The sequence below is a fragment of the Sphingobacterium sp. UBA5996 genome (assembly GCF_002429765.1).
In the GTDB taxonomy this organism is placed as follows: domain Bacteria; phylum Bacteroidota; class Bacteroidia; order Sphingobacteriales; family Sphingobacteriaceae; genus Sphingobacterium.
In genome coordinates, this window is sequence record NZ_DJAS01000021.1 from 255,625 (window position 1) to 274,285 (window position 18,661).

Annotated in this window: 20 protein-coding genes; 11 read left to right on the forward strand and 9 right to left on the reverse strand. The window is 39.5% G+C overall.

Annotated elements, in window-relative coordinates; translation table 11 throughout:
* Positions 1-167: 167 nt before the first annotated feature.
* Positions 168-911, forward strand: a complete 744-nt coding sequence (gene fabG / locus B3E00_RS16025) for a 3-oxoacyl-[acyl-carrier-protein] reductase (RefSeq protein ID WP_293888266.1) — start codon at positions 168-170, stop codon at positions 909-911.
* Between the two features lie 268 nt (positions 912-1,179).
* Positions 1,180-2,160, forward strand: a complete 981-nt coding sequence (locus tag B3E00_RS16030; RefSeq protein WP_293939304.1) for an acyl transferase — start codon at positions 1,180-1,182, stop codon at positions 2,158-2,160.
* A 112-nt stretch (positions 2,161-2,272) separates the two neighbouring features.
* Here B3E00_RS16030 and ypfJ read toward each other — a convergent pair whose 3' ends face one another.
* Positions 2,273-3,142 carry a KPN_02809 family neutral zinc metallopeptidase gene (ypfJ, locus tag B3E00_RS16035; RefSeq protein ID WP_293939306.1) on the reverse strand — a complete coding sequence of 290 codons (870 nt, stop codon included), beginning with the start codon at positions 3,140-3,142 and terminating at the stop codon, positions 2,273-2,275.
* Between the two features lie 280 nt (positions 3,143-3,422).
* On the opposite strand from ypfJ, the gene B3E00_RS16040 reads away from it, so the two are divergent.
* Positions 3,423-4,004: a PhnA domain-containing protein gene (locus tag B3E00_RS16040; RefSeq protein WP_209575703.1), complete on the forward strand. Its 582-nt coding sequence runs from the start codon at positions 3,423-3,425 to the stop codon at positions 4,002-4,004.
* Positions 4,005-4,104: 100 nt separating this feature from the next.
* Here the strand turns inward: B3E00_RS16040 and B3E00_RS16045 are convergent, their stop codons facing one another.
* Both B3E00_RS16045 and B3E00_RS16050 read right to left on the reverse strand, forming a co-directional pair.
* The gene (locus tag B3E00_RS16045) at positions 4,105-5,055 is read right to left on the reverse strand and encodes a polysaccharide deacetylase family protein (RefSeq protein ID WP_293888259.1); all 951 of its coding nucleotides are present in this window, start codon (positions 5,053-5,055) and stop codon (positions 4,105-4,107) included.
* Positions 5,056-5,267: 212 nt separating this feature from the next.
* Positions 5,268-5,780, reverse strand: coding sequence for a hypothetical protein (locus tag B3E00_RS16050; protein WP_293880991.1), 513 nt, complete (start codon positions 5,778-5,780; stop codon positions 5,268-5,270).
* Positions 5,781-5,997: 217 nt separating this feature from the next.
* On the opposite strand from B3E00_RS16050, the gene B3E00_RS16055 reads away from it, so the two are divergent.
* Positions 5,998-6,573 (forward strand): NADPH-dependent FMN reductase, encoded by a 576-nt coding sequence (locus tag B3E00_RS16055; protein WP_293888258.1) that lies wholly within the window; start codon positions 5,998-6,000, stop codon positions 6,571-6,573.
* 51 nt (positions 6,574-6,624) lie between these two features.
* On the opposite strand, the gene B3E00_RS16060 is transcribed toward B3E00_RS16055, so the two are convergent.
* Positions 6,625-7,491: an aminotransferase class IV gene (locus B3E00_RS16060; RefSeq protein WP_293880995.1), complete on the reverse strand. Its 867-nt coding sequence runs from the start codon at positions 7,489-7,491 to the stop codon at positions 6,625-6,627.
* 19 nt (positions 7,492-7,510) lie between these two features.
* Positions 7,511-8,557, reverse strand: a complete 1,047-nt coding sequence (locus B3E00_RS16065) for an RluA family pseudouridine synthase (protein WP_293880997.1) — start codon at positions 8,555-8,557, stop codon at positions 7,511-7,513.
* Positions 8,558-8,575: 18 nt separating this feature from the next.
* On the opposite strand from B3E00_RS16065, the gene B3E00_RS16070 reads away from it, so the two are divergent.
* The 7 genes from B3E00_RS16070 to B3E00_RS16100 all read left to right on the forward strand — a co-directional run bounded on the left by B3E00_RS16070 (position 8,576) and on the right by B3E00_RS16100 (position 15,172).
* The gene (locus B3E00_RS16070; RefSeq protein WP_293880999.1) at positions 8,576-9,523 is read left to right on the forward strand and encodes a 1-aminocyclopropane-1-carboxylate deaminase/D-cysteine desulfhydrase; all 948 of its coding nucleotides are present in this window, start codon (positions 8,576-8,578) and stop codon (positions 9,521-9,523) included.
* A gap of 129 nt (positions 9,524-9,652) precedes the next feature.
* On the forward strand, positions 9,653-10,216 hold the full coding sequence (locus tag B3E00_RS16075; protein ID WP_209575714.1) for an NADPH-dependent FMN reductase: 564 nt from the start codon (positions 9,653-9,655) through the stop codon (positions 10,214-10,216).
* 77 nt (positions 10,217-10,293) lie between these two features.
* Positions 10,294-10,872, forward strand: a complete 579-nt coding sequence (locus tag B3E00_RS16080) for a DJ-1/PfpI family protein (RefSeq protein ID WP_293881002.1) — start codon at positions 10,294-10,296, stop codon at positions 10,870-10,872.
* Between the two features lie 10 nt (positions 10,873-10,882).
* Positions 10,883-11,260, forward strand: a complete 378-nt coding sequence (locus B3E00_RS16085) for a hypothetical protein (RefSeq protein ID WP_209575719.1) — start codon at positions 10,883-10,885, stop codon at positions 11,258-11,260.
* A 150-nt stretch (positions 11,261-11,410) separates the two neighbouring features.
* Positions 11,411-13,480 (forward strand): polyphosphate kinase 1, encoded by a 2,070-nt coding sequence (ppk1, locus tag B3E00_RS16090; protein ID WP_209575721.1) that lies wholly within the window; start codon positions 11,411-11,413, stop codon positions 13,478-13,480.
* 118 nt (positions 13,481-13,598) lie between these two features.
* Positions 13,599-14,279, forward strand: coding sequence for a M15 family metallopeptidase (locus B3E00_RS16095; protein ID WP_293881008.1), 681 nt, complete (start codon positions 13,599-13,601; stop codon positions 14,277-14,279).
* Positions 14,280-14,281: 2 nt separating this feature from the next.
* Positions 14,282-15,172, forward strand: a complete 891-nt coding sequence (locus B3E00_RS16100) for a helix-turn-helix domain-containing protein (RefSeq protein WP_293881010.1) — start codon at positions 14,282-14,284, stop codon at positions 15,170-15,172.
* On the opposite strand, the gene B3E00_RS16105 is transcribed toward B3E00_RS16100, so the two are convergent.
* From B3E00_RS16105 to B3E00_RS16120, 4 genes are read right to left on the reverse strand one after another with little or no spacing between them, the layout of a single operon-like run.
* Positions 15,155-15,862: an HAD family hydrolase gene (locus B3E00_RS16105; RefSeq protein WP_293881012.1), complete on the reverse strand. Its 708-nt coding sequence runs from the start codon at positions 15,860-15,862 to the stop codon at positions 15,155-15,157. The two genes, B3E00_RS16100 and B3E00_RS16105, sit on opposite strands and share 18 nt — an antisense overlap.
* A 1-nt stretch (position 15,863) precedes the next feature.
* Positions 15,864-16,853, reverse strand: coding sequence for a lysylphosphatidylglycerol synthase transmembrane domain-containing protein (locus B3E00_RS16110; protein ID WP_209575729.1), 990 nt, complete (start codon positions 16,851-16,853; stop codon positions 15,864-15,866).
* Entirely contained in the window at positions 16,843-17,796 is a 954-nt protein-coding gene (locus tag B3E00_RS16115) for a CDP-alcohol phosphatidyltransferase family protein (protein WP_293939308.1), read from the reverse strand. Before B3E00_RS16115 ends, B3E00_RS16110 begins: the two co-directional genes overlap by 11 nt.
* Positions 17,777-18,661, reverse strand: coding sequence for a hypothetical protein (locus tag B3E00_RS16120; protein WP_293939310.1), 885 nt, complete (start codon positions 18,659-18,661; stop codon positions 17,777-17,779). The genes B3E00_RS16115 and B3E00_RS16120 overlap by 20 nt, the downstream gene beginning before the upstream one ends.

The window sequence follows — 18,661 nt, forward strand, 5'->3', positions numbered from 1 at the left end:
TAAAAAATAAAAAAAAAGAATCGCTGTGGCATAGCTGGATAGCGACCGAAGGAAAGCGCCCGTGTCGTATTGATCTCCATAATGTGTAGGAAGAGCAACGCGGGAGGAAGTCGGAACGATGGATCTATGTCGTATCGTAAATAATTAAAGATAAATAACTTATACAGATGAAAATACTCGAAGGAAAAATTGCTTTAATAACAGGAGCATCGAAAGGAATCGGAAGGAAAATTGCAGAAGTTTTTGCACAACATGGTGCTAACGTCGCTTTCACATATCTTTCTTCTGTCGAAAAAGGACAGGCGTTAGAGCAGGAGCTTCAGGCTTTCGGTACGAAAGTAATCGGCTATCGTTCTGATGCTTCAAAATTTGAAGAATCGGAACAACTAATCAATTCCATTGTTGCCGATTTCGGTGGACTGGATATTGTTGTAAACAATGCGGGTATCACAAAAGACGGCTTATTGATGCGTATGACTGAAGAAAATTGGGACGATGTCTTAAATGTCAACCTCAAGTCGGTGTTTAACGTCACCAAGGCAGCTTCAAAAATTATGATGAAAAACCGCAAGGGTTCATTTATTAATATGTCTTCGGTAGTGGGTGTTCAGGGCAATGCTGGTCAGGCGAATTACGCTGCCTCAAAAGCAGGTATTATCGGGTTCACAAAATCTGTCGCAAAAGAATTAGGTTCGCGTAATATCCGTGCTAACGTTGTTGCTCCAGGTTTTATACGGACGGAAATGACGGATGTATTGGATCCGAAAGTTGTTGCCGGATGGGAAGCAGGAATTCCGTTGAAACGCGCGGGACAGCCGGAAGATGTTGCTCATGCCTGTCTTTATTTAGCATCCGACTTATCGGCGTACGTAACCGGCCAGGTTCTTCCTGTTGACGGCGGTATGCTATAAACATAAACAAGCTCAGATGCTTTTTTACATTGGATCTGAGCTTGTTACACGATATGTATGGCATGCGCTTTCCTAGCAGCTCCAGTACATACCTATCGTACACAAGTGAACACGCGCGCTGCAGCTTAGCCCCAAGAATTCTTGCCTGCACCTGCTTATCGGCTATGCTATCGTTCAACTTCACTACGCATCCGATAAAACTGAAACAATAAGACCTGTTAATGTTTCCAAATTTTAGTTAATTTTGTCTATCAAATTTTTAAATGCTATGACGAATTGGAAGGATTTTTTTGAGATTAAAACCGAGTATGATTTTAATCAGCAGTGTTTAGAGACCTACCAATTCCAAAGCCAGCATTGCAAAATTTATCGGGACTATATCCGCATCTTGGGAAAGGAAAAAGCCGTTATTGAACACTATACCGAGATTCCTTTCCTACCTATTGAATTTTTCAAAACCCAACAGGTTATCACCGAAGGAATGGAGGCTGAAATGGTCTTTTCCAGCTCCGGTACGACGGGAATGCTGACCTCGAAACATTTTGTGGCCGACCTGAATATTTATGAACATACCTTTCGTCGGATCTTCGAAGATTGCTATGGCCCTTTGAGCAATATTGCCGTACTCGCACTTCTCCCTTCTTACCTCGAGAGAAGTGGATCTTCTTTGATATATATGGTTGACGATCTTATGAAACAAAGTGATCAGCCTGAAAGCAATTACTTTCTGTATAACCATCAAGAACTATACGAAACACTTGTCCGGCTCAAAAATAAAGGAACGAAAACGATACTCTTCGGAGTGACGTATGCCCTTCTCGATTTTATTGAACACTATGCCTTCGATTTTCCAGAATTAATCATTATGGAAACAGGAGGAATGAAAGGAAAGCGCAGGGAAATGGTCAAACAAGAAATCCATCAGCTTCTTGAAAAAGCGTTCGGTGTGGTCGGAATTCATTCTGAATATGGGATGACGGAACTACTATCTCAGGGTTATTCCTCTGGTCAAGGAATTTTTCAGCTACCCAAATGGATGAAAATACTGATCCGGGATACCAATGATCCATTGAGTTTGATTCCTTCGAATAAATCTGGAGGAATTAATGTTATCGATCTAGCGAATCGCTATTCCTGTTCGTTTATCGCAACACAGGATCTAGGAAAAGTACACGCGGATGGATCCTTTGAAATATTGGGCCGGTTTGACCAAAGTGATATACGGGGTTGCAACTTGCTGGTTCAATAAGGGTTTGAAAAACAGTATGAGATAGCATTGTAGCGAATTGCCGATACTGAACTAAAAAAAACACTTGATCATGGTGTGCTCAAGTGTTTTTTTATTTCATTAAAATCGACGCTTATTTCAGGCCTGGATCCTCAAAGGTGTTACCCGATCGCATATCCCCAGAATCATATCCTTTTTTAAACCAGGCCATACGCTGTGCGGATGTTCCATGGGTGAATGATTCTGGTACAGCATAACCCTGTGCTTCTGTTTGCAGCTTATCATCGCCGACCGCTTCAGCCGCTTTCATGCCATCCATAATATCGTTATAATCAATTTTTATATCGGTATACTCGTTGAGATAATGTGCCCATACGCCCGCATAAAAATCCGCCTGTAGTTCGGTCATGACAGAGATTTTATTATTTTCCCGCTCACTGAGCTTACCGCGTGCTGCATTGGTTTGGGGTAATAGTCCAACCAGTTGCTGAATATGATGTCCAACCTCATGTGCTATCACATAAGCCATCGCAAATTCCCCTTTTGCTCCAAATTTATCTGACAACTCTTTACTGAAGCTTAAATCGAGATAAATTTTTTGATCACCAGGACAATAGAAAGGGCCATAAGACGCCTGCCCCATACCACAACCGTCTGTTTGCGTGCCACCATCGTAAAACACAAGTGTTGTTGGTGTATAGTTTTTCTGCATTTGCTCTTTAAATAGCTTTGTCCAAACGTCTTCGGTACTTTGGAGCACAGTCAATGAAAACTCTGTTAGTCTTTTCTCTTCAGGATTTAGCTCACGTGGCTGCCCCGACTGTTCGGTCTGCGCCCCCATATTCTGGGCTTGTTGTAAAAGTTGCGTCGGATCTCCTCCCATCAGAAATCCTATGACTAAAACAATAATCCCCCCTATTCCACCTAATGCTATTTTTCCACCACCCGACATCCCCCTGCGGTCTTCAAAATTACCACTTTGTTTTCCTCCTTGCCATTTCATAGTATCGCTAAATTATAGTTAATAATCGTTTCCAAAGCTGGACTAATACAAAATCAATACCAATGTTCTACATACAAAGGCTTTATTTTAAGAAAAAAATTGTAGCGCATTTGCAGTCCAACATTTTTTAACGCCATAAATTCACGGGTATTGAAAGATGTTCATCATCCAAAGCAGTGCATTAAAATAGCAATAGAAGCGGCTAAATTAGTAAAGTTGTGATATTGGTCATTGCGTGTCAAAACAAATTTGGCTAAGTTTGGACTTTCAAAAAAAAGATATGAAGTTAGAAGAACAATTACAGGCGAGAGCTGGCGGAAAATGTGAATTAACGGGCAATGAATTGACTTTAGTTGCCTATACACTACCTCCAGAAATAACGGCAAATTTGGACAATACCTTACTGATTTCAGAAAAATTAGTCAACCAGCTTAATAAGACAGAACAATTAAATCCCGAAGACTGGAAGTTTCTTCCAAATGCGATGTGGTCTGAAAATCCGGCTGTACAAATTGTATGCTGGCGGATGTTAAGCCGGTTAAAAAATGAAGGCTGGGCATCGGAAGCATTGGATATTTTATATTTGGACGATGAAACGTTGGCTGAAGCCAAAAAAACCGGCGACCACGAAAATGATGGCTATGTTTCTTTTCATGAAGATAGCATTGGTCAAAGACTCTTTGAAGGTGACACGGTTGTATTAACAAAAACACTCGACGTAAAGGGCTCTTCTCTTAAAGCCACGTTAGGTACAGTTGTAAAGAATATCAGATTGGTAGCTAACAACATTGAGCAGATTGAAGGAAAGATTGAAGGTCAGACGATCGTTATTTTAACCAAATATCTCCGTAAACAAAACTAAGTATTGCTCTTTAAAAGCTAAAGGCTTAAAAAGACACGGTCATTCCACTCTTTTTAAGCCTTTCGCTTTTATACCTTTTTATTTGTTTTAACTATTCTCACTATCTGGGATAATTCCGCACAAACTCAAAGTGATAGTTTGGATGTTGTTTTAGGCTATCGATTAAATCTGATAAAAGTCGCTGTCCTTTTTTAGTCTGGTACATATTATCATGTGTCAACAGTACCACATTGTTTTTCGTATACGACGTTCCTTTACGAAGTAGATTCTTCATTTGGGTATATAACTGATTTACCGACAAGTCTGGTTTTCCCGTCACACCATTAATTTTCCATTCACAATCCCAACCAATGACCTTATAACCATTTTGATGCAGTAACTCGGCCGTTGATCCCCCTGTTTTCAAATCAACTTTCTTACGGTCTCCGATATACCAAATATTTCTTCCCGGCAATCGCACGATTTTATGCTCGAGCCCCAAGGATTGCTCAGCATGTTCAAAATCCTCAAAAGCAGCCTGCGGATTGGAATAAAATACAGTATACTTGTCGTGCGCATGCCAAAAACTATGGTTATAACAATCAACTAAAGGATTATTCTTGTAACGTTCGGTATAGCTGTGCAGCTTTTTACTCATTTTATCATGATGTCCAATCAGAAAAGTATTGATTTTAATACCCTTTGCAGTTGCAATGGAATCAAGATACTGACTTCCATTCAGAGGGCCATCGTCAAAAGTAAGATATATATAGCGCGGAGAAACAGTATCGGTCAATAATACGGTTGTATCTTTAGCGCTTTTAAAGGGCTTATCTTCTTCCGTTTTAGCAATGGTATCTTTTTGTAAGGAATCCACGTTACTGATCGAGTCCTGCACTGTAACTAAACTATCTTTTACGGCCGGGATGGAATCATCCGTAGTATCACCATTTTGAACCTTGCTCTTCCCTCCTTGATCACAGGCATATAATCCTAAACTAACTATCCCCAAACCTATCCATACAGCACCTAAACGAATCCCTTTTCTCATTACAAAAATTAACTTACGCATTACTATTGTTTCAAAAACCTATCGTGAAGACTACATGCGCCTCATGTAGGTTTATTGTAGCGCAAAATTAAGATAATTTTTATGAATCAAGGTATTATGTTTCTTAATTTATTTGGGCGTAAAAAAAGAAGAATCTATGGCCTTATAGATTCTTCTTTGTACTTCAATTGACCTTGTATTTCAATTGAACGATTGTATTTCAATGTAACAAATTAGTGCCTGTGCTTTCCAGGTCCATGCCCCTTACCGCGTCCATGATGACCAGGTCCTCTATCGTGTCGATGGCCTTCATTCCATGAATGTCCGCGGCTCACTTTGCGGCGCTCGCTCGCAAATGAATACCCACCGCCATGATGGCTGTCGCGAATGGCTACCTGTCTTCCGCGGTAGCCCCCGTAACGACTTCTATATCGGTCGTGATGATGCCACGGTGTACGGTCGTTGATAACTACCTTGTGTACTCGATAAAAATCATAGTGTCTATATCTTCTAGGAAGGTTAGCTCTCCTTACCCAGCCGCCATTGTCGTAATAAACATAACATCTCGCGGGCACATCGTAATACATATTATATTCTGGAATATAATAATAGCGGGCATAATCATAGCCTACTGGGCCCCAATTAGGCTGACTTCCGATGTTGACGCGAATACTGACTTGCGCCTGGGCAGCATTTGCCGTAAAAAGGCCTGCAATGATAGCAGCTGCATAAAGCAATTTTTTCATAAGTAACTCCTCCCTTAGTTTGTAATTTCTTCTTTACAATACGACAACAAACTGTATGCAAAAGATTAATATCGAAATGTTAATTTTTGTTAACCAATCGATAAAAAACTCATTATTAACAGGTTGAACACCTGTATTATTCGCAATAAAGTAAAAACATTATTGGATACTATGTTGTTCAAATAAATAGATAATAGAAACTTTAATAATAAATACGATGAGCATATATAACGTAGGTATATTGGTTGGTAGCTTAAGAAAAAACTCGTTTAACAAAAAGATTGCAGAGTATATCGTTGATCAGGAGGAATCTAAATTTCGCTATAGCCTGATCGATATTGGCGATCTCCCTTTGTATAATCAGGATTTCGATGATGAAGGCACTCCGCCGGCTAGCTATACAAGATTTCGTGAGGAGATTAATGCATTGGACGCAGTGCTCTTTATCACGGCAGAATATAACCGTTCAGTTCCTGCTGTGTTGAAAAATGCAATTGATGTAGGATCAAGACCTTATGGTAAGAACAATTGGGATGGCAAACCTGCTGCAGTAATATCTTCTTCAATTGGGGCGTTAGGCGGTTTTGGTGCCAATCACCATCTCCGGCAATCCCTTGTATTCGTCAATCTCTTGACAATGCAACAACCCGAAGCATATATTGGTGATATTGAGTCAAGTATCGGATCTGACGGCAAAATTGAATCCGGAGAAACCAAGGATTTTCTACACAGCTTTAAACAAGCATTTGAGCAATGGGCTGAGCAGTTTATAACTAACAAAGGGCAGGATTAATTCCCGCCCTTTGTTAATTTTCGCTGCTCTTGGCACCACGACGCTATCGTACTAGTCTTGTTCATCACTGATATCATAGTTCCAGTTTAGCAGTTTTTCCTGCAGAATACGGGATATTTTATTGAAATAACGCTTTTGCTTATATCCCATCACCCATTGCACACCCTGTACAGCATTGGTACAGAAAATCTCGTCGGCCCGCTTCATAATTTCGGGGCTTATTTGGGCTTCAACGACCTCGATACCCTCATCTTGTGCCATGTCCATCACTACCCTACGCATAACTCCCTCGATACATCCTTCGGACAGCGCAGGGGTGTAAAGTACTTTCTCATAAAAGACAAAAATATTGGATGTCAGTGATTCACATAAGTAGCCCTCCTGATTTAGGATCAATACATCGTCAAAGGCCATTTTCTTTTTATAAATACCGGCCAAAACATAAATCTGCGCATTTAAAGACTTAATTTTTGACAGATCGCTATACGGTTTTTTAAATTCATTGTACAAGCCTACGATCAGCCCCACCTTCTTATCACGCAGATTGGGTTCTAGACGTTGTACCTGCAAAACAAAGCCGGGCTTATTACTTGTCGGACTATACAGCCCGCCCCCTGATCTAAATACGATCAATCGGATACGGACCTGTTGCCCCAACATATTATTTTTACGGATTAATTCTTCGGAACGCGAACGAATAAAAAATTCGTCGAAAAGATTTGCATCGTCCAGATGAATCAATTCCATGCCTTTCTGTAAGCGTTCGACATGAAAATTTAGAAAACGGATATCACCATCCTTATAGAGCATGGTTTCGAACAATCCATCCCCGTAACGAAAACCTCTATTCTCAATGCTAAATATTTCCTGATTTTCCGGCACTACATTGCCATTGAAATTAATATAGTTTGTTGGCATCTTAATTCTGTTCTAAATTTTAACCATTTTCTACAGCCATTGAATTTGCTGCGTATCCACGCCATTTTTCTAAAGCTAAACGAAAATCTTCAGGGTATGGTACTTCAAAGTACATATTTTCTTTTGTAGCAGGATGAATAAATCCCAGTACTTGCGCATGAAGAGCTTGACGAGGCAGCAAAGAAAAACAGTTATCGACAAACTGCTTATACTTTGAAAACACGGTACCTTTTAAAATCTTGTCTCCACCATACATTGCATCGTTAAACAGCGGATGCCCGATAGACTGCATATGCGTACGGATCTGATGTGTTCTTCCCGTTTCTAGCTGGCATTCGATTAAAGTTACATAACCTAAGCGTTCCAAAACCTTATAGTGTGTTACCGACCAACGCCCCTTGTCTTCACTATCATACATCGCCATGATGCGTCTGTCTTTTAGGTGACGTCCAATATAACCTGTTATCGTTCCATCTTCTTTTAAATCACCCCATACCATGGCGATATACTTGCGTGTAATACTGTGGTCGAAAAACTGTTTCGCCAAAAAGGCCATGGACTTTTCATTTTTGGCGATAACCAATAGCCCAGAAGTATCTTTATCAATTCGGTGTACTAATCCCGGACGATCAGAATTTCCTGGTAGCTGTGGCAACTGCTGAATATGATAAGTGAGCGCATTCACCAAAGTTCCTGTATAATTATTATATCCTGGGTGTACAACCATTCCAGCTTCTTTGTTCACAATCAGAACGTCATCATCTTCATATTTGATATCCAAAGGAATATTTTCTGGATAGACTTCGTTATCACGCGGGGGATCAGGCAACACCAATGTAATCACATCATCGGGTCTAACTTTATAGCTCGCCTTGATTTCCTTACCGTTGACCATGACAGAACCTGCTTCTATCGCATGCTGAATTTTACTCCGTGTCGCATTTTCGACTCTGTTCATCAGATATTTATCAATGCGGAGTAAGGCCTGCCCCTTGTCCACCTCTATCCGTAGATGTTCAAATAATTCTTGTTCTTCCTGATCTTGCAATCCAATTTGTTCTGTCATGCTACAAAAATAAACCAAATGAAACAATTTTCGTTAAATTTGTTTTCATTTAATGTTATGTTGCCGTTCAAAATCCACAGTCCCGAAACTGAATTGTATCTCCCCGCTTGGGAGAAGAAGCATGTAAAAGTAACGCTTAAGCGGGATGACCTCATACATCCTTTTATTTCAGGCAATAAATGGCGCAAATTAAAATACAATCTAGCGGAAGCAATACGGCTTCAGAAGAGTCATCTTGTTACATTTGGTGGTGCCTGGAGCAATCATCTTTTAGCTACAGCCTGCGCCGGAGCGACCTTTAAGTTTAGAACAACCGCTTTTGTCAGAGGGGAAGAAGGAGTCAACAACCCTGTTTTAGCCATGTGTCGACTCTTTGGCATGCAGCTGATTTATGTCGAACGCGAATCTTACCGAAATAAAGAGAATCTGTACAAAACATATTTCGGTCAGGATCCAACCACTTTCTATATTCATGAAGGGGGCTATGGTATTTTAGGCGCTAAGGGATGCGCCGAACTGGTCGATGAACTCCGACAAGAATACCAGCATATCTTTACTGCTTGTGGCACCGGAACAACATTGGCCGGAATAGCCAACGCCATAGATAAACGAGATGCTCTTACACGTGTGCATGGTATACCTGTTTTAAAGAATGGTGGCTTTATTCAAGAGGAAGTTGATCAACTTTACCCCAACATAGCTCCCCCTATTTTACATCTCAATTATCATTTTGGAGGATATGCAAAAACAACTGCCGACTTACTATCTTTTGTTCAAAATTTTGTAACAAATACCGGGATAATGATCGAACCTACATATACCGGCAAATTGCTCTATGCCCTAGATGATCTGATTAAAAATGATTACTTCACTCCAGCAGACAAAATACTTGTGGTTCATACCGGCGGATTAACAGGGATTCTTGGGATGTATGAACGGTTCAATTTTATTGATCTACATCAATAAATACACTTCCATAGCGCACAAGGACATTTGATTGACTTTTTTTTAGCGATTATATTGTAAGTTTGACCATCTTTTAAAATAAGAGAGATCGAAAATAAAAGGAATAAAGATTAAATTAATGATATAACGATGAAAATATTAGCATTTGCAGGCACAAGCAATAAAAATTCTATCAACAAAATGTTCGTTACAAGTACGTCCAAATACTACAAAGAAGCAGAAGACACCATCGAGCTGCTGGACCTAAACCATTTTGAAATGCCTATCTATTCTTACGATAAAGAAGCCGAGCTAGGCATTCCGCAATTGGCCTATGACTTTGCTGCTAAAATGGATGCGGCAGATTTTCTTTTGATTTCTTTGGCAGAACACAATGGGTCGTATACTTCAGCCTACAAAAATATCGTTGACTGGGTTTCGCGTATTCCTAATCGTAAATTATTCAACGGCAAACCTGTTTTCTTGTTGGCTACGGCCCCTGGTCCAATGGGTGGTGCAACGGTATTGAACACTGCTGTCAACCGAATTACCTGGGATGGTGCGGATATCTTAGATTCTTTCTCTCTTCCTGAATTTCACAAAAATTTTGAAGAAGGTAAAGGGATTATAGATCCAACCTTAAGAAGTCAATTAGAGGCTAAAGTAAGAAAGACAAAACGTATCCTTGCGGAAAAATTAGCGATACAAGGTTGACAAAAGATTAACAAATAATCATTGTGAAAACCTCTTTTAATATGTAAATTGATAACCTATTAAAAGAGGTTTTTGATATGGCAAAAAAAATATTATTACTGGTAGGAGACTTTGTAGAAGATTACGAAGCGATGGTTCCATTTCAGGCAATGGGTTCCATAGGAATAACTGTAGATGCAATTGCACCAGACCGAAAAAGCGGTGATGTGGTGCCAACAGCGGTCCATGATTTTACGGGTGACCAGACCTACAAAGAATTGCGCGGACATAATTTCGCTATCAATAAGGATTTTGATGAGGTAAATGTTGAAGATTATGATGGTCTATATATTGCTGGTGGCCGATCGGCAGAATATATCCGACTCAACAAACGTGTTTTGGAGATTACAAGACACTTCTTTGAGCACAATAAACCTGTCGCGGCAATATGTCATGGCATTCAAGTGTTAACGGCAGCAAAGGTTCTTGAAGGACGTACGCTTACCGCCTATGTTGCTGTAGGTCCGGATATCGAATTGGCTGGCGGCACATGGAAAAATATTCCTGCGGATCAGGCAGTCGTGGATGGAAATTTGGTCACTTCTCCCGCCTGGCCAGGACATCAGGCAATTTTGAAAGAGTTTTACAAATTATTAGGCATAACAATTACAATTTAAGGGTATTTTAATGAAGAAGAATAAAAGGTTATGGCTTTTGGTCATACCAATTTTGGTGCTGTTGGGATTTATTTTAAAAGATAGCTTCAATCAAAAAAGTATTGAAGACTTACCGGGAGGTTTTAAGGAAGTTGCGTTTGTCAGAAATGAACAAAATAAAGGTGGTATTATCCGTATCTATGCCGTGACCGTGGGTGACGTTTTAAATGCAGACTATACAGGTTGTCTTGAGCTCATGCCTGTTAATGATTATGGAAGTATCACAACCGTGTACTTCTTCGATCGAACGGCTCCTTATCCAACAAGTCTATCGATCGATACACCGCATTTCGACACCACAAAATTCAAAGCAATTCAAATCTCAAAGAAATACGGAAAAAAGGACTAGACCTTGCCAAACGGAAAGACACATCCCCAAAGTTTGTATAAAACTTTGGGGATTTTTTTTGGAATAACTTAATAATTCGTTAACACAAAAAAGTTCGATTATCCGCGCTAGAGCTATAGTTTTGCTTTTTAAATTTACGTATATTTAGTTATGGCGAAGAAATTTATTCCTAGAGATGTTAGTTGGTTGAGCTTTAATGGAAGAGTGCTCCAAGAAGCTGCGGACGAGACGGTTCCTTTACCCTTAAGAATCAAATTTTTAGGTATTTTTTCAAATAACCTTGATGAATTTTTCCGTGTACGTGTCGCTGGACTAAAGCGAGCTATTGACCTGAAAGACAAAAGTGCCAACCAGTCATTTTATGAAGACCCACAGCTCATCCTCGAAGAACTCAATATCAGGGTAATCAAACAGCAAAAGAAATTTGACAGTACCTGGAATCGTATTCAAAAAGATATGGCCAAACAGCATGTCTATATTAAAACCAGCGAAGAACTGAATGTCGAACAGCAAAAATTTGTCAGTGACTATTACCAGGATGATGTCGAATCGAACGTTATCCCCTTAATATTAGATGACGTACGACCAATGCCCTATATTCGCGACAAGAGTCTTTATTTAGGTATTGCGATGGGCAAAAAGGAATGGCAATATGAAACGAAATTTGCCCTCATTGAGATTCCTACAAGTTCAAATGGGCGCTTCGTACAGTTACCGTCGCCAAAGGATGAAAAGCACATTATACTTTTGGAGGATGTGATCAAGTTTAATCTCCCATTAATATTTTCCTATTTTGGTTTCGATGTATTCCATGCTCATGTCTTTAAAGTGACGAAAGACGCCGAATTTGACATTGACAACGACATCAATACAAGCCTTGTTGAAAAAATTAGCAAAGGGGTAAAAAATAGGCGAAAAGGTAAACCCACACGCTTTATATTCGACCAGGAAATGAACACCAAGTTGGTGGAATTCTTGATCAAAAAACTTAACCTATCCAAAAAAGACAGCATCATTCCAGGGCAGAAAATACACAACTTTAAACACTTTATGGACTTTCCAAATGTATTTAAATCCTACAATCAACCACTGGAAAGAACGTCGTTTCCGCATCCTAATTTTCAAAATTACGAGCGGGTAACGGATACTGTATTAAAAAAGGATGTGCTTCTCTCCTTTCCATATCATGAGTTTAGACCGATTATTGACCTTCTTCGTGAGGCAGCAATGGATCCGGATGTGAAGACCATCCAGATTACAGCATACCGCTTAGCTTCAAATTCAAAAATTGCAAATGCCTTGATCAATGCCGCCCGCAATGGAAAAGAAGTCACCGTGATGCTCGAACTCCGTGCAAGATTTGATGAGGAAAATAACTTGGACTGGAAGGAAAAACTCGAATTGGAGGGCATTAAAGTATTGACTGGTATCCCAAATAAAAAAGTACATGCAAAACTATGTGTGATAAAAAAACGTGCTGGCATGAAAACAATCCAATATGGTTTTGTCAGTACAGGAAATATCAATGAAAAAACAGCAAAATTATATGGAGACTATTGCCTCTTAACAAGTAACAGAGATGTGATTGCCGATATCAATAAGATTTTCAATTACCTTCGACGTCCTAAATCAAACCCCGCTGAAATTATCAAAAATTGTAAAAGCCTTTTGGTATGCCCAACGGATATGCGCAAAGAGCTGCTCCATTACATCGACCAAGAAATTACAGAAGCCAAAGCAGGCCGAAAAGCATACCTCATTGTGAAGGTAAATTCATTGAGCGACAAGGAAATGATTAAAAAGCTCTACGATGCGGCAACGGCTGGTGTTAAAATAGACCTAATTATCAGGGGAATCTACTGCGCAACAAACCAGAAGAATTTTAAACTGCAGATGAATGCCATTTCAATAGTAGACGAATATCTAGAACATGCACGTGTGATGTATTTTTACAACGCTGGCCGGGAGCAGCTATTTATTTCGTCAGCAGACTGGATGACAAGAAACCTGGATCATCGTATTGAAGCAGCCGTAAAAATAACAAGCAAAAAAATAAAGGAGGATTTAAAAGAAATGCTTCAAATTCAGCTTAATGATAATGTCAAAGCACGGATACTAAACAATTCGCTGAGTAATCATTATGTCGAGAATAACAAGGCGCCATGCCGGTCACAAATTGAAATATACAATTACCTGAAAAAAAAATTAGCTGATCATTAAGCGGGCTTTCTATCTAACAGCAAACGGATCAATACACTGAAATTGGCGGATGCTTTCCATACGGACGAGAATCAATGTTTTATTATATTAATTCAGGCACAAGTTGTATCTTCATTCCATGAAAATCAACTTGTGTCTTGCCCTTGGTTTAAGCTTTTTCAGTTCATTCATCTGTGCACAGGAAAAAAGCATACCATTAGATTTTGTATACGTCAAGGACATTATTCCTAATGTTAGCTTGGAAATGCGTTATTTCGGCAGTCACAACTTTACAGGAAGACCAATACGGGGTTATGAGAAGCCTGTTGCGATTTTAACTAAGCGGGCAGCCTTCGCACTGCAGCAGGTCGAAAACCATTTAAATAAAAAAGGTTTGGGCTTGAAAATATTTGATGCCTACCGTCCACAGCGCGCTGTTGACAACTTCAAGTCATGGTCATTAAAAACTGACGACACCATTGCAAAAAGAGAGTTTTATCCACATCTTGATAAGAAGAATTTGTTTAAGCTCGGGTTTATTGCCTCCAAATCAGGCCATAGCCGTGGCAGTACAGTAGATCTTACGATCATTCGCCTGAAAGATAAAAAAGAGATTGATATGGGCGGGCCGTTCGATTTTTTCGGAGCCGTGTCACACCATCAATATGCAAATCTAACGGCACAACAGAAAAAAAATAGAAAAATTCTAAAAGAAGCTATGGCTAAATTTGGGTTTAAAGCTTACGATAAAGAATGGTGGCATTATACGTTGCAAAATGAACCTTATCGTAAAACTTATTTTGATTTTATCGTGAAGTAAACATGTCTGTGAAGGAAATACCATTCGAAAATAAGGGCTTTTATGTTTTTCATTTTAAAGGCAACAAATCAAAGCCTGTGTTCAGCTCTGAGCAGCAGCACATCCTAAAAAAGGGTGAACTCTATTCGCTCTGTTTAATAAAAAAGGGTGAAACTTCTTTTATCATTAATAATGAACGCATACAGGTGGCCCAAAATCACCTATTGTTAACCAGTCCATCATCGAGAGTCAATAGCTCTTCGGTCGCCAAATCTTGGGACTGTGAAGTGTATTTGCTTTTCTTTACATTGGATTTCAGCTTCAAATTGGACTTTCAGGAGGATTTTTTTGAGGTAACGAAAAAATCGCTGGCCATCAACGATAGTTATATCTGGTCGCTATCGAATCAAGATGCGATCAACCTGTCTAACTTATTCAAGCAGTTTATTCATTATGATCGGCAAGCATCTACCTACCTATTCAAAAATCAGATTGTAAAGTCTTTAACAGAAATACTATTTTGTGAAATCGCTCGATTAGGAAGCCAAAACCTTCGAAATACTCCTGCTATTCCTTCGCGGAAACGAGAAATACTGGCAAATTTTTACCTGCTGCTCAAAAAGTCATTTCACAAAGAACACATGGTTCAGTTTTATGCCGTGGAACTCGGTATCACGGCGAAGCATCTTTCGGTAATTACCAAGGAGCTTACTGGAAAATCAGCAATAGAACTTATTCAGAATGTCTTGGTGGAAGAAGCAAAGTCTTTACTTTGCCAAGGGCTTCCGATGCGCGAAATTGCAATGAAATTACACTTCTCGGATCAGTCTTTTTTCGGTAAATTCTTTAAGCGAAATGTTGGTATCTCGCCTAAAGAATTTCGTCAGAACCTCTATTTAAACAAAGTCGATTAAATCGAAGATACTTGTAAACTGCTGATCTGCAGCAGAAGTATCCTGCAGTTTATCTTCGCCCCAAGTCTGTCCTCTCAACCATAAGGTTTGACATCCAACGGCTTTAGCCGGAACCATATCTTTGCTATACGAATCACCTACGACAACAATTTCTTGGGCAGGAAGTCCTAATTTGTCGACACCTAATGCATAGATTGCAGGATCAGGTTTGCGTACACCGACAACGGCAGATTCCACAACGGACTGAAAATAAGGTAAGATACCAAAATCGGCGAGGACAGATTTCAGATTGCCATAAAAGTTGGAAACCATGACAATTGGATATTTTTCACGCAGTGAAATTAGAAGCGGCTTCACCTGATTAACTGTATTCTTCGCGAGGGAGTAGCCATCAAATGCAATTTTATCAGCTAATGTTTTATCCAGTTCGTATCCCGCAGCAATAAGGTATTCAAATTGTACATTAAGCTTTGCCTTCAGTACCGCTAAAAAATCAAAGTCCGGCTTAATAATCGGCTGTAAAGCCATTTGACGTTCTGCGTAACTATAGGCTTCCTGAAAAGCGTTCAAATTTACAGGAACCTCGTATTTCTCATAACCCGACCAGATAACGGCTCCCCAATGACCACCATTCGTATCCAAGGTTCCACCATAATCAAAAATAATTCCCTTAACGTTAAACTTATTCATTTTATTTCTTTTTTACTAAACTCATCCAACCCAAGCCGATCATAATCCATACAATTTCTCTAATTCGCGTGACAACGCCCATAAAAATACCGACTTTAGCGGGCAATCCTATACTCATCACAGCCATGGCTAATCCGCCCTCCCGAGTCCCCAATTGCATGGGGAAGAAAAACACCAGATTGGCAAATAATGAAGAACCTGAGCTAATGATCATGGCATCAACAAAATCAATATTGATATCTAGTGCTAAACCAATGAAATAAATCTCAAAACACCCCACTACCCGTGCTACAAACTCCCAGAAAAGAGCTTTGTAGAAACGGTCGCGGCGATTTTGAAAAAGGTTTTTCACCTGCTGATCCACATCATTTAAGGTTTCATACTTCGTTTCCAACAAATGATTGACTTTTTTACCGACCAAAGGTAATTTAGACAATGCTTTCAAAAGCGAAACTGTAATTCCCTTCTTATAAAATTTTGTAAATAGCCAAGTACAAATAATAGCCATTACAAAAATCGCAGCACAGGCCACATTCACCATCGTACTGGCCGGTACAAACCAAAGGATGAGGAAAACAGAAGCTACCCAAAATAAAATATGGGACAAGATGTGCATGACGCCATACAACAGTACCGAAGAACCAGCCTTCGAGCCTCCCACATATTTTTTGAGTTCAATAATACGATAGGGTTCTCCCCCTAAGGCGACAAATGGCGTGATATAATTGATTGCATAACCAGATATCGTCAGTTGTAACACCTTCCAAAAAGGCACGTCCGTCTGAGGTAATTCGGGCTCTTCAATAATTGCCTTAAATGCCATTGCATTCATCCAATAGAGTACCGCCCAACTGCCAAGTACAGGCAAAAACCACCATCCTATATTTTCGAGGTTGTTCCAAATCTCATCAATGCCCATTGCCTGAATCATATAGGCAAGTGTACCTATACCAATCAGCATAAAGAGTACTTTGTAGATCTTACTCCCCATAGGTTGGATCATTTGTTAATTTATCCACAAAATAACCACTTACTTTCTCCTGCCGGTTACACATATAGATTAATATTGGATTTAAGACAAACATATCAAAGAAAAAATAAATCCAAGGCTGACCGATAAACAACCAAACAAATAGGAAAATCACCCGGGTGTTGAACTGTACAATATTGGTATATTTCATCAATGGCTTGTTCCGCGCTCTAAAATCTACCATCAATTGTTGTGGCAGTTCATCTTTATAGCGACTCTTCACAATATGCAATAGTTTTTGCAATTTGGGAGAAAGCTTTTCTTGGTTTCGCGTATAGCCCATATAGCCATTCAGCACAAATTTGCTAAAGAAATTCTTACGCCAGGATAAGGCTTCATAGTCCGCTTTCAAATCACGGGTATTGTCCAGCTCACTTCCGGCTTTACCTTTTATAAAATACAGGTGAACATTGCGGTAATAATCGGCCATTGCTGACTGAATCATATGCGATACACCTGCAAGCACACAAAAGACCCATAACCATTGTGACCATCCCTCATTGATACTGCGTAAACAGATTGCTATATGAATCGAAGCAAACCAAAAATCACCGGCAAAACCATCCAAGATACGGCCAAAACGACTTTTGTTGTCTGTCATTCTTGCCAGCTGTCCATCGGCACTGTCTAAAGAATTGGCAAAAACCAGTAAAAGCATACCAATTACATTAATCCACAGCGCTGGGTAATAGAATAAAATACCCGCAGCAACACCAAAGAAGATACTAATAATCGTCACCGCATTAGGTGTAATGCCTATTTTAGCACATACTTTTGCGATACGATAACCAATAGGTCGATAAAACCAGATGTCAATTCGCTCTTCTGTATCATTAGATTTTAAAGATTGTTCGAATGCACTCAAATTTGCTTCTTCGATTACATTAACTTGTTCTTTCTGCATTGTGGTTCTTTTCAGTAAATTTATGGTAAACCATTTGAGCAATAGCCTCTGCGGCCTCGGCCCGGCATGGCGCAAAACTTGGCCAGTCATTTAAATCTATAATATGGAAATCTCCATTGGCATCAATAATCACATCGCCGCCGTAGATATGTACATCAAGGACTTCAGCCGCACGATTAGCGACTTCTTTTAAATTTTCGAGGTCAAAAGGAAAATGTACCACCTCATCATTAATTTGCTCGTACAAATCATATTTATGATGATTGTGTTCATAGGGGTAGAAATAATAAAAGAACGCTGTTCCGCGTACAGCATAAAACTTCAATAAGTCTCCGGCAAGATGTTCAGAAATTACAGCTTCTTTAATTCCACGGAGCGCATATTCATTCAAGATATGTTGAGCTTCTTTCAGGCTACCGGCAAACGTAACATCTTCTTTATGAATAGCATGAAAATCGCCACGCTTAATCCACACCCCCTTCCCTTTCAATTTCTCAAAAATAGATTGAATGTCTGCTACAGTAGATATCACAATGCTTTTGGGATAAGGAACTCCGCCTTCCAAAAGTTTAAGTGTCATATTCTTACGATAGCAATTTTCAATTCCAAAACCCGAATTCAAAACATAGGTACCTTTGCTTTGAAGCGATTGCAACTTTTTGACTAAAGTCTTTGTTCTCCCCATCGTTAAGATATTATCTTGCTTTATGGTTGCCAAAGACAAAAATTCATCTTCATTACAAATTTCGACTGAAGCACCTTTTTCGTTCAGTTTTAAAATTACTTCATTGAATATAGCGGCGTCATTCCCCACATGATTGGGTGAAAAGCGATTTTTTCGAGTTACGCCTAAAATAGAAATCAT

Coding starts and splice junctions, on each gene's coding strand:
- B3E00_RS16120 (WP_293939310.1), bottom strand. CDS start 18,661: ATGATTTCTATTTTAGGCGTAACTCGAAAAAATCGCTTTTCACCCAAT.
- B3E00_RS16105 (WP_293881012.1), bottom strand. CDS start 15,862: ATGAATAAGTTTAACGTTAAGGGAATTATTTTTGATTATGGTGGAACC.
- ppk1 (WP_209575721.1), top strand. CDS start 11,411: ATGGCGAAGAAATTTATTCCTAGAGATGTTAGTTGGTTGAGCTTTAAT.
- B3E00_RS16075 (WP_209575714.1), top strand. CDS start 9,653: ATGAAAATATTAGCATTTGCAGGCACAAGCAATAAAAATTCTATCAAC.
- B3E00_RS16065 (WP_293880997.1), bottom strand. CDS start 8,557: ATGACAGAACAAATTGGATTGCAAGATCAGGAAGAACAAGAATTATTT.
- B3E00_RS16080 (WP_293881002.1), top strand. CDS start 10,294: ATGGCAAAAAAAATATTATTACTGGTAGGAGACTTTGTAGAAGATTAC.
- B3E00_RS16030 (WP_293939304.1), top strand. CDS start 1,180: ATGACGAATTGGAAGGATTTTTTTGAGATTAAAACCGAGTATGATTTT.
- ypfJ (WP_293939306.1), bottom strand. CDS start 3,142: ATGAAATGGCAAGGAGGAAAACAAAGTGGTAATTTTGAAGACCGCAGG.
- B3E00_RS16115 (WP_293939308.1), bottom strand. CDS start 17,796: ATGCAGAAAGAACAAGTTAATGTAATCGAAGAAGCAAATTTGAGTGCA.
- B3E00_RS16060 (WP_293880995.1), bottom strand. CDS start 7,491: ATGCCAACAAACTATATTAATTTCAATGGCAATGTAGTGCCGGAAAAT.
- B3E00_RS16070 (WP_293880999.1), top strand. CDS start 8,576: ATGAAACAATTTTCGTTAAATTTGTTTTCATTTAATGTTATGTTGCCG.
- fabG (WP_293888266.1), top strand. CDS start 168: ATGAAAATACTCGAAGGAAAAATTGCTTTAATAACAGGAGCATCGAAA.
- B3E00_RS16085 (WP_209575719.1), top strand. CDS start 10,883: ATGAAGAAGAATAAAAGGTTATGGCTTTTGGTCATACCAATTTTGGTG.
- B3E00_RS16055 (WP_293888258.1), top strand. CDS start 5,998: ATGAGCATATATAACGTAGGTATATTGGTTGGTAGCTTAAGAAAAAAC.
- B3E00_RS16040 (WP_209575703.1), top strand. CDS start 3,423: ATGAAGTTAGAAGAACAATTACAGGCGAGAGCTGGCGGAAAATGTGAA.
- B3E00_RS16045 (WP_293888259.1), bottom strand. CDS start 5,055: ATGCGTAAGTTAATTTTTGTAATGAGAAAAGGGATTCGTTTAGGTGCT.
- B3E00_RS16110 (WP_209575729.1), bottom strand. CDS start 16,853: ATGGGGAGTAAGATCTACAAAGTACTCTTTATGCTGATTGGTATAGGT.
- B3E00_RS16095 (WP_293881008.1), top strand. CDS start 13,599: ATGAAAATCAACTTGTGTCTTGCCCTTGGTTTAAGCTTTTTCAGTTCA.
- B3E00_RS16100 (WP_293881010.1), top strand. CDS start 14,282: ATGTCTGTGAAGGAAATACCATTCGAAAATAAGGGCTTTTATGTTTTT.
- B3E00_RS16050 (WP_293880991.1), bottom strand. CDS start 5,780: ATGAAAAAATTGCTTTATGCAGCTGCTATCATTGCAGGCCTTTTTACG.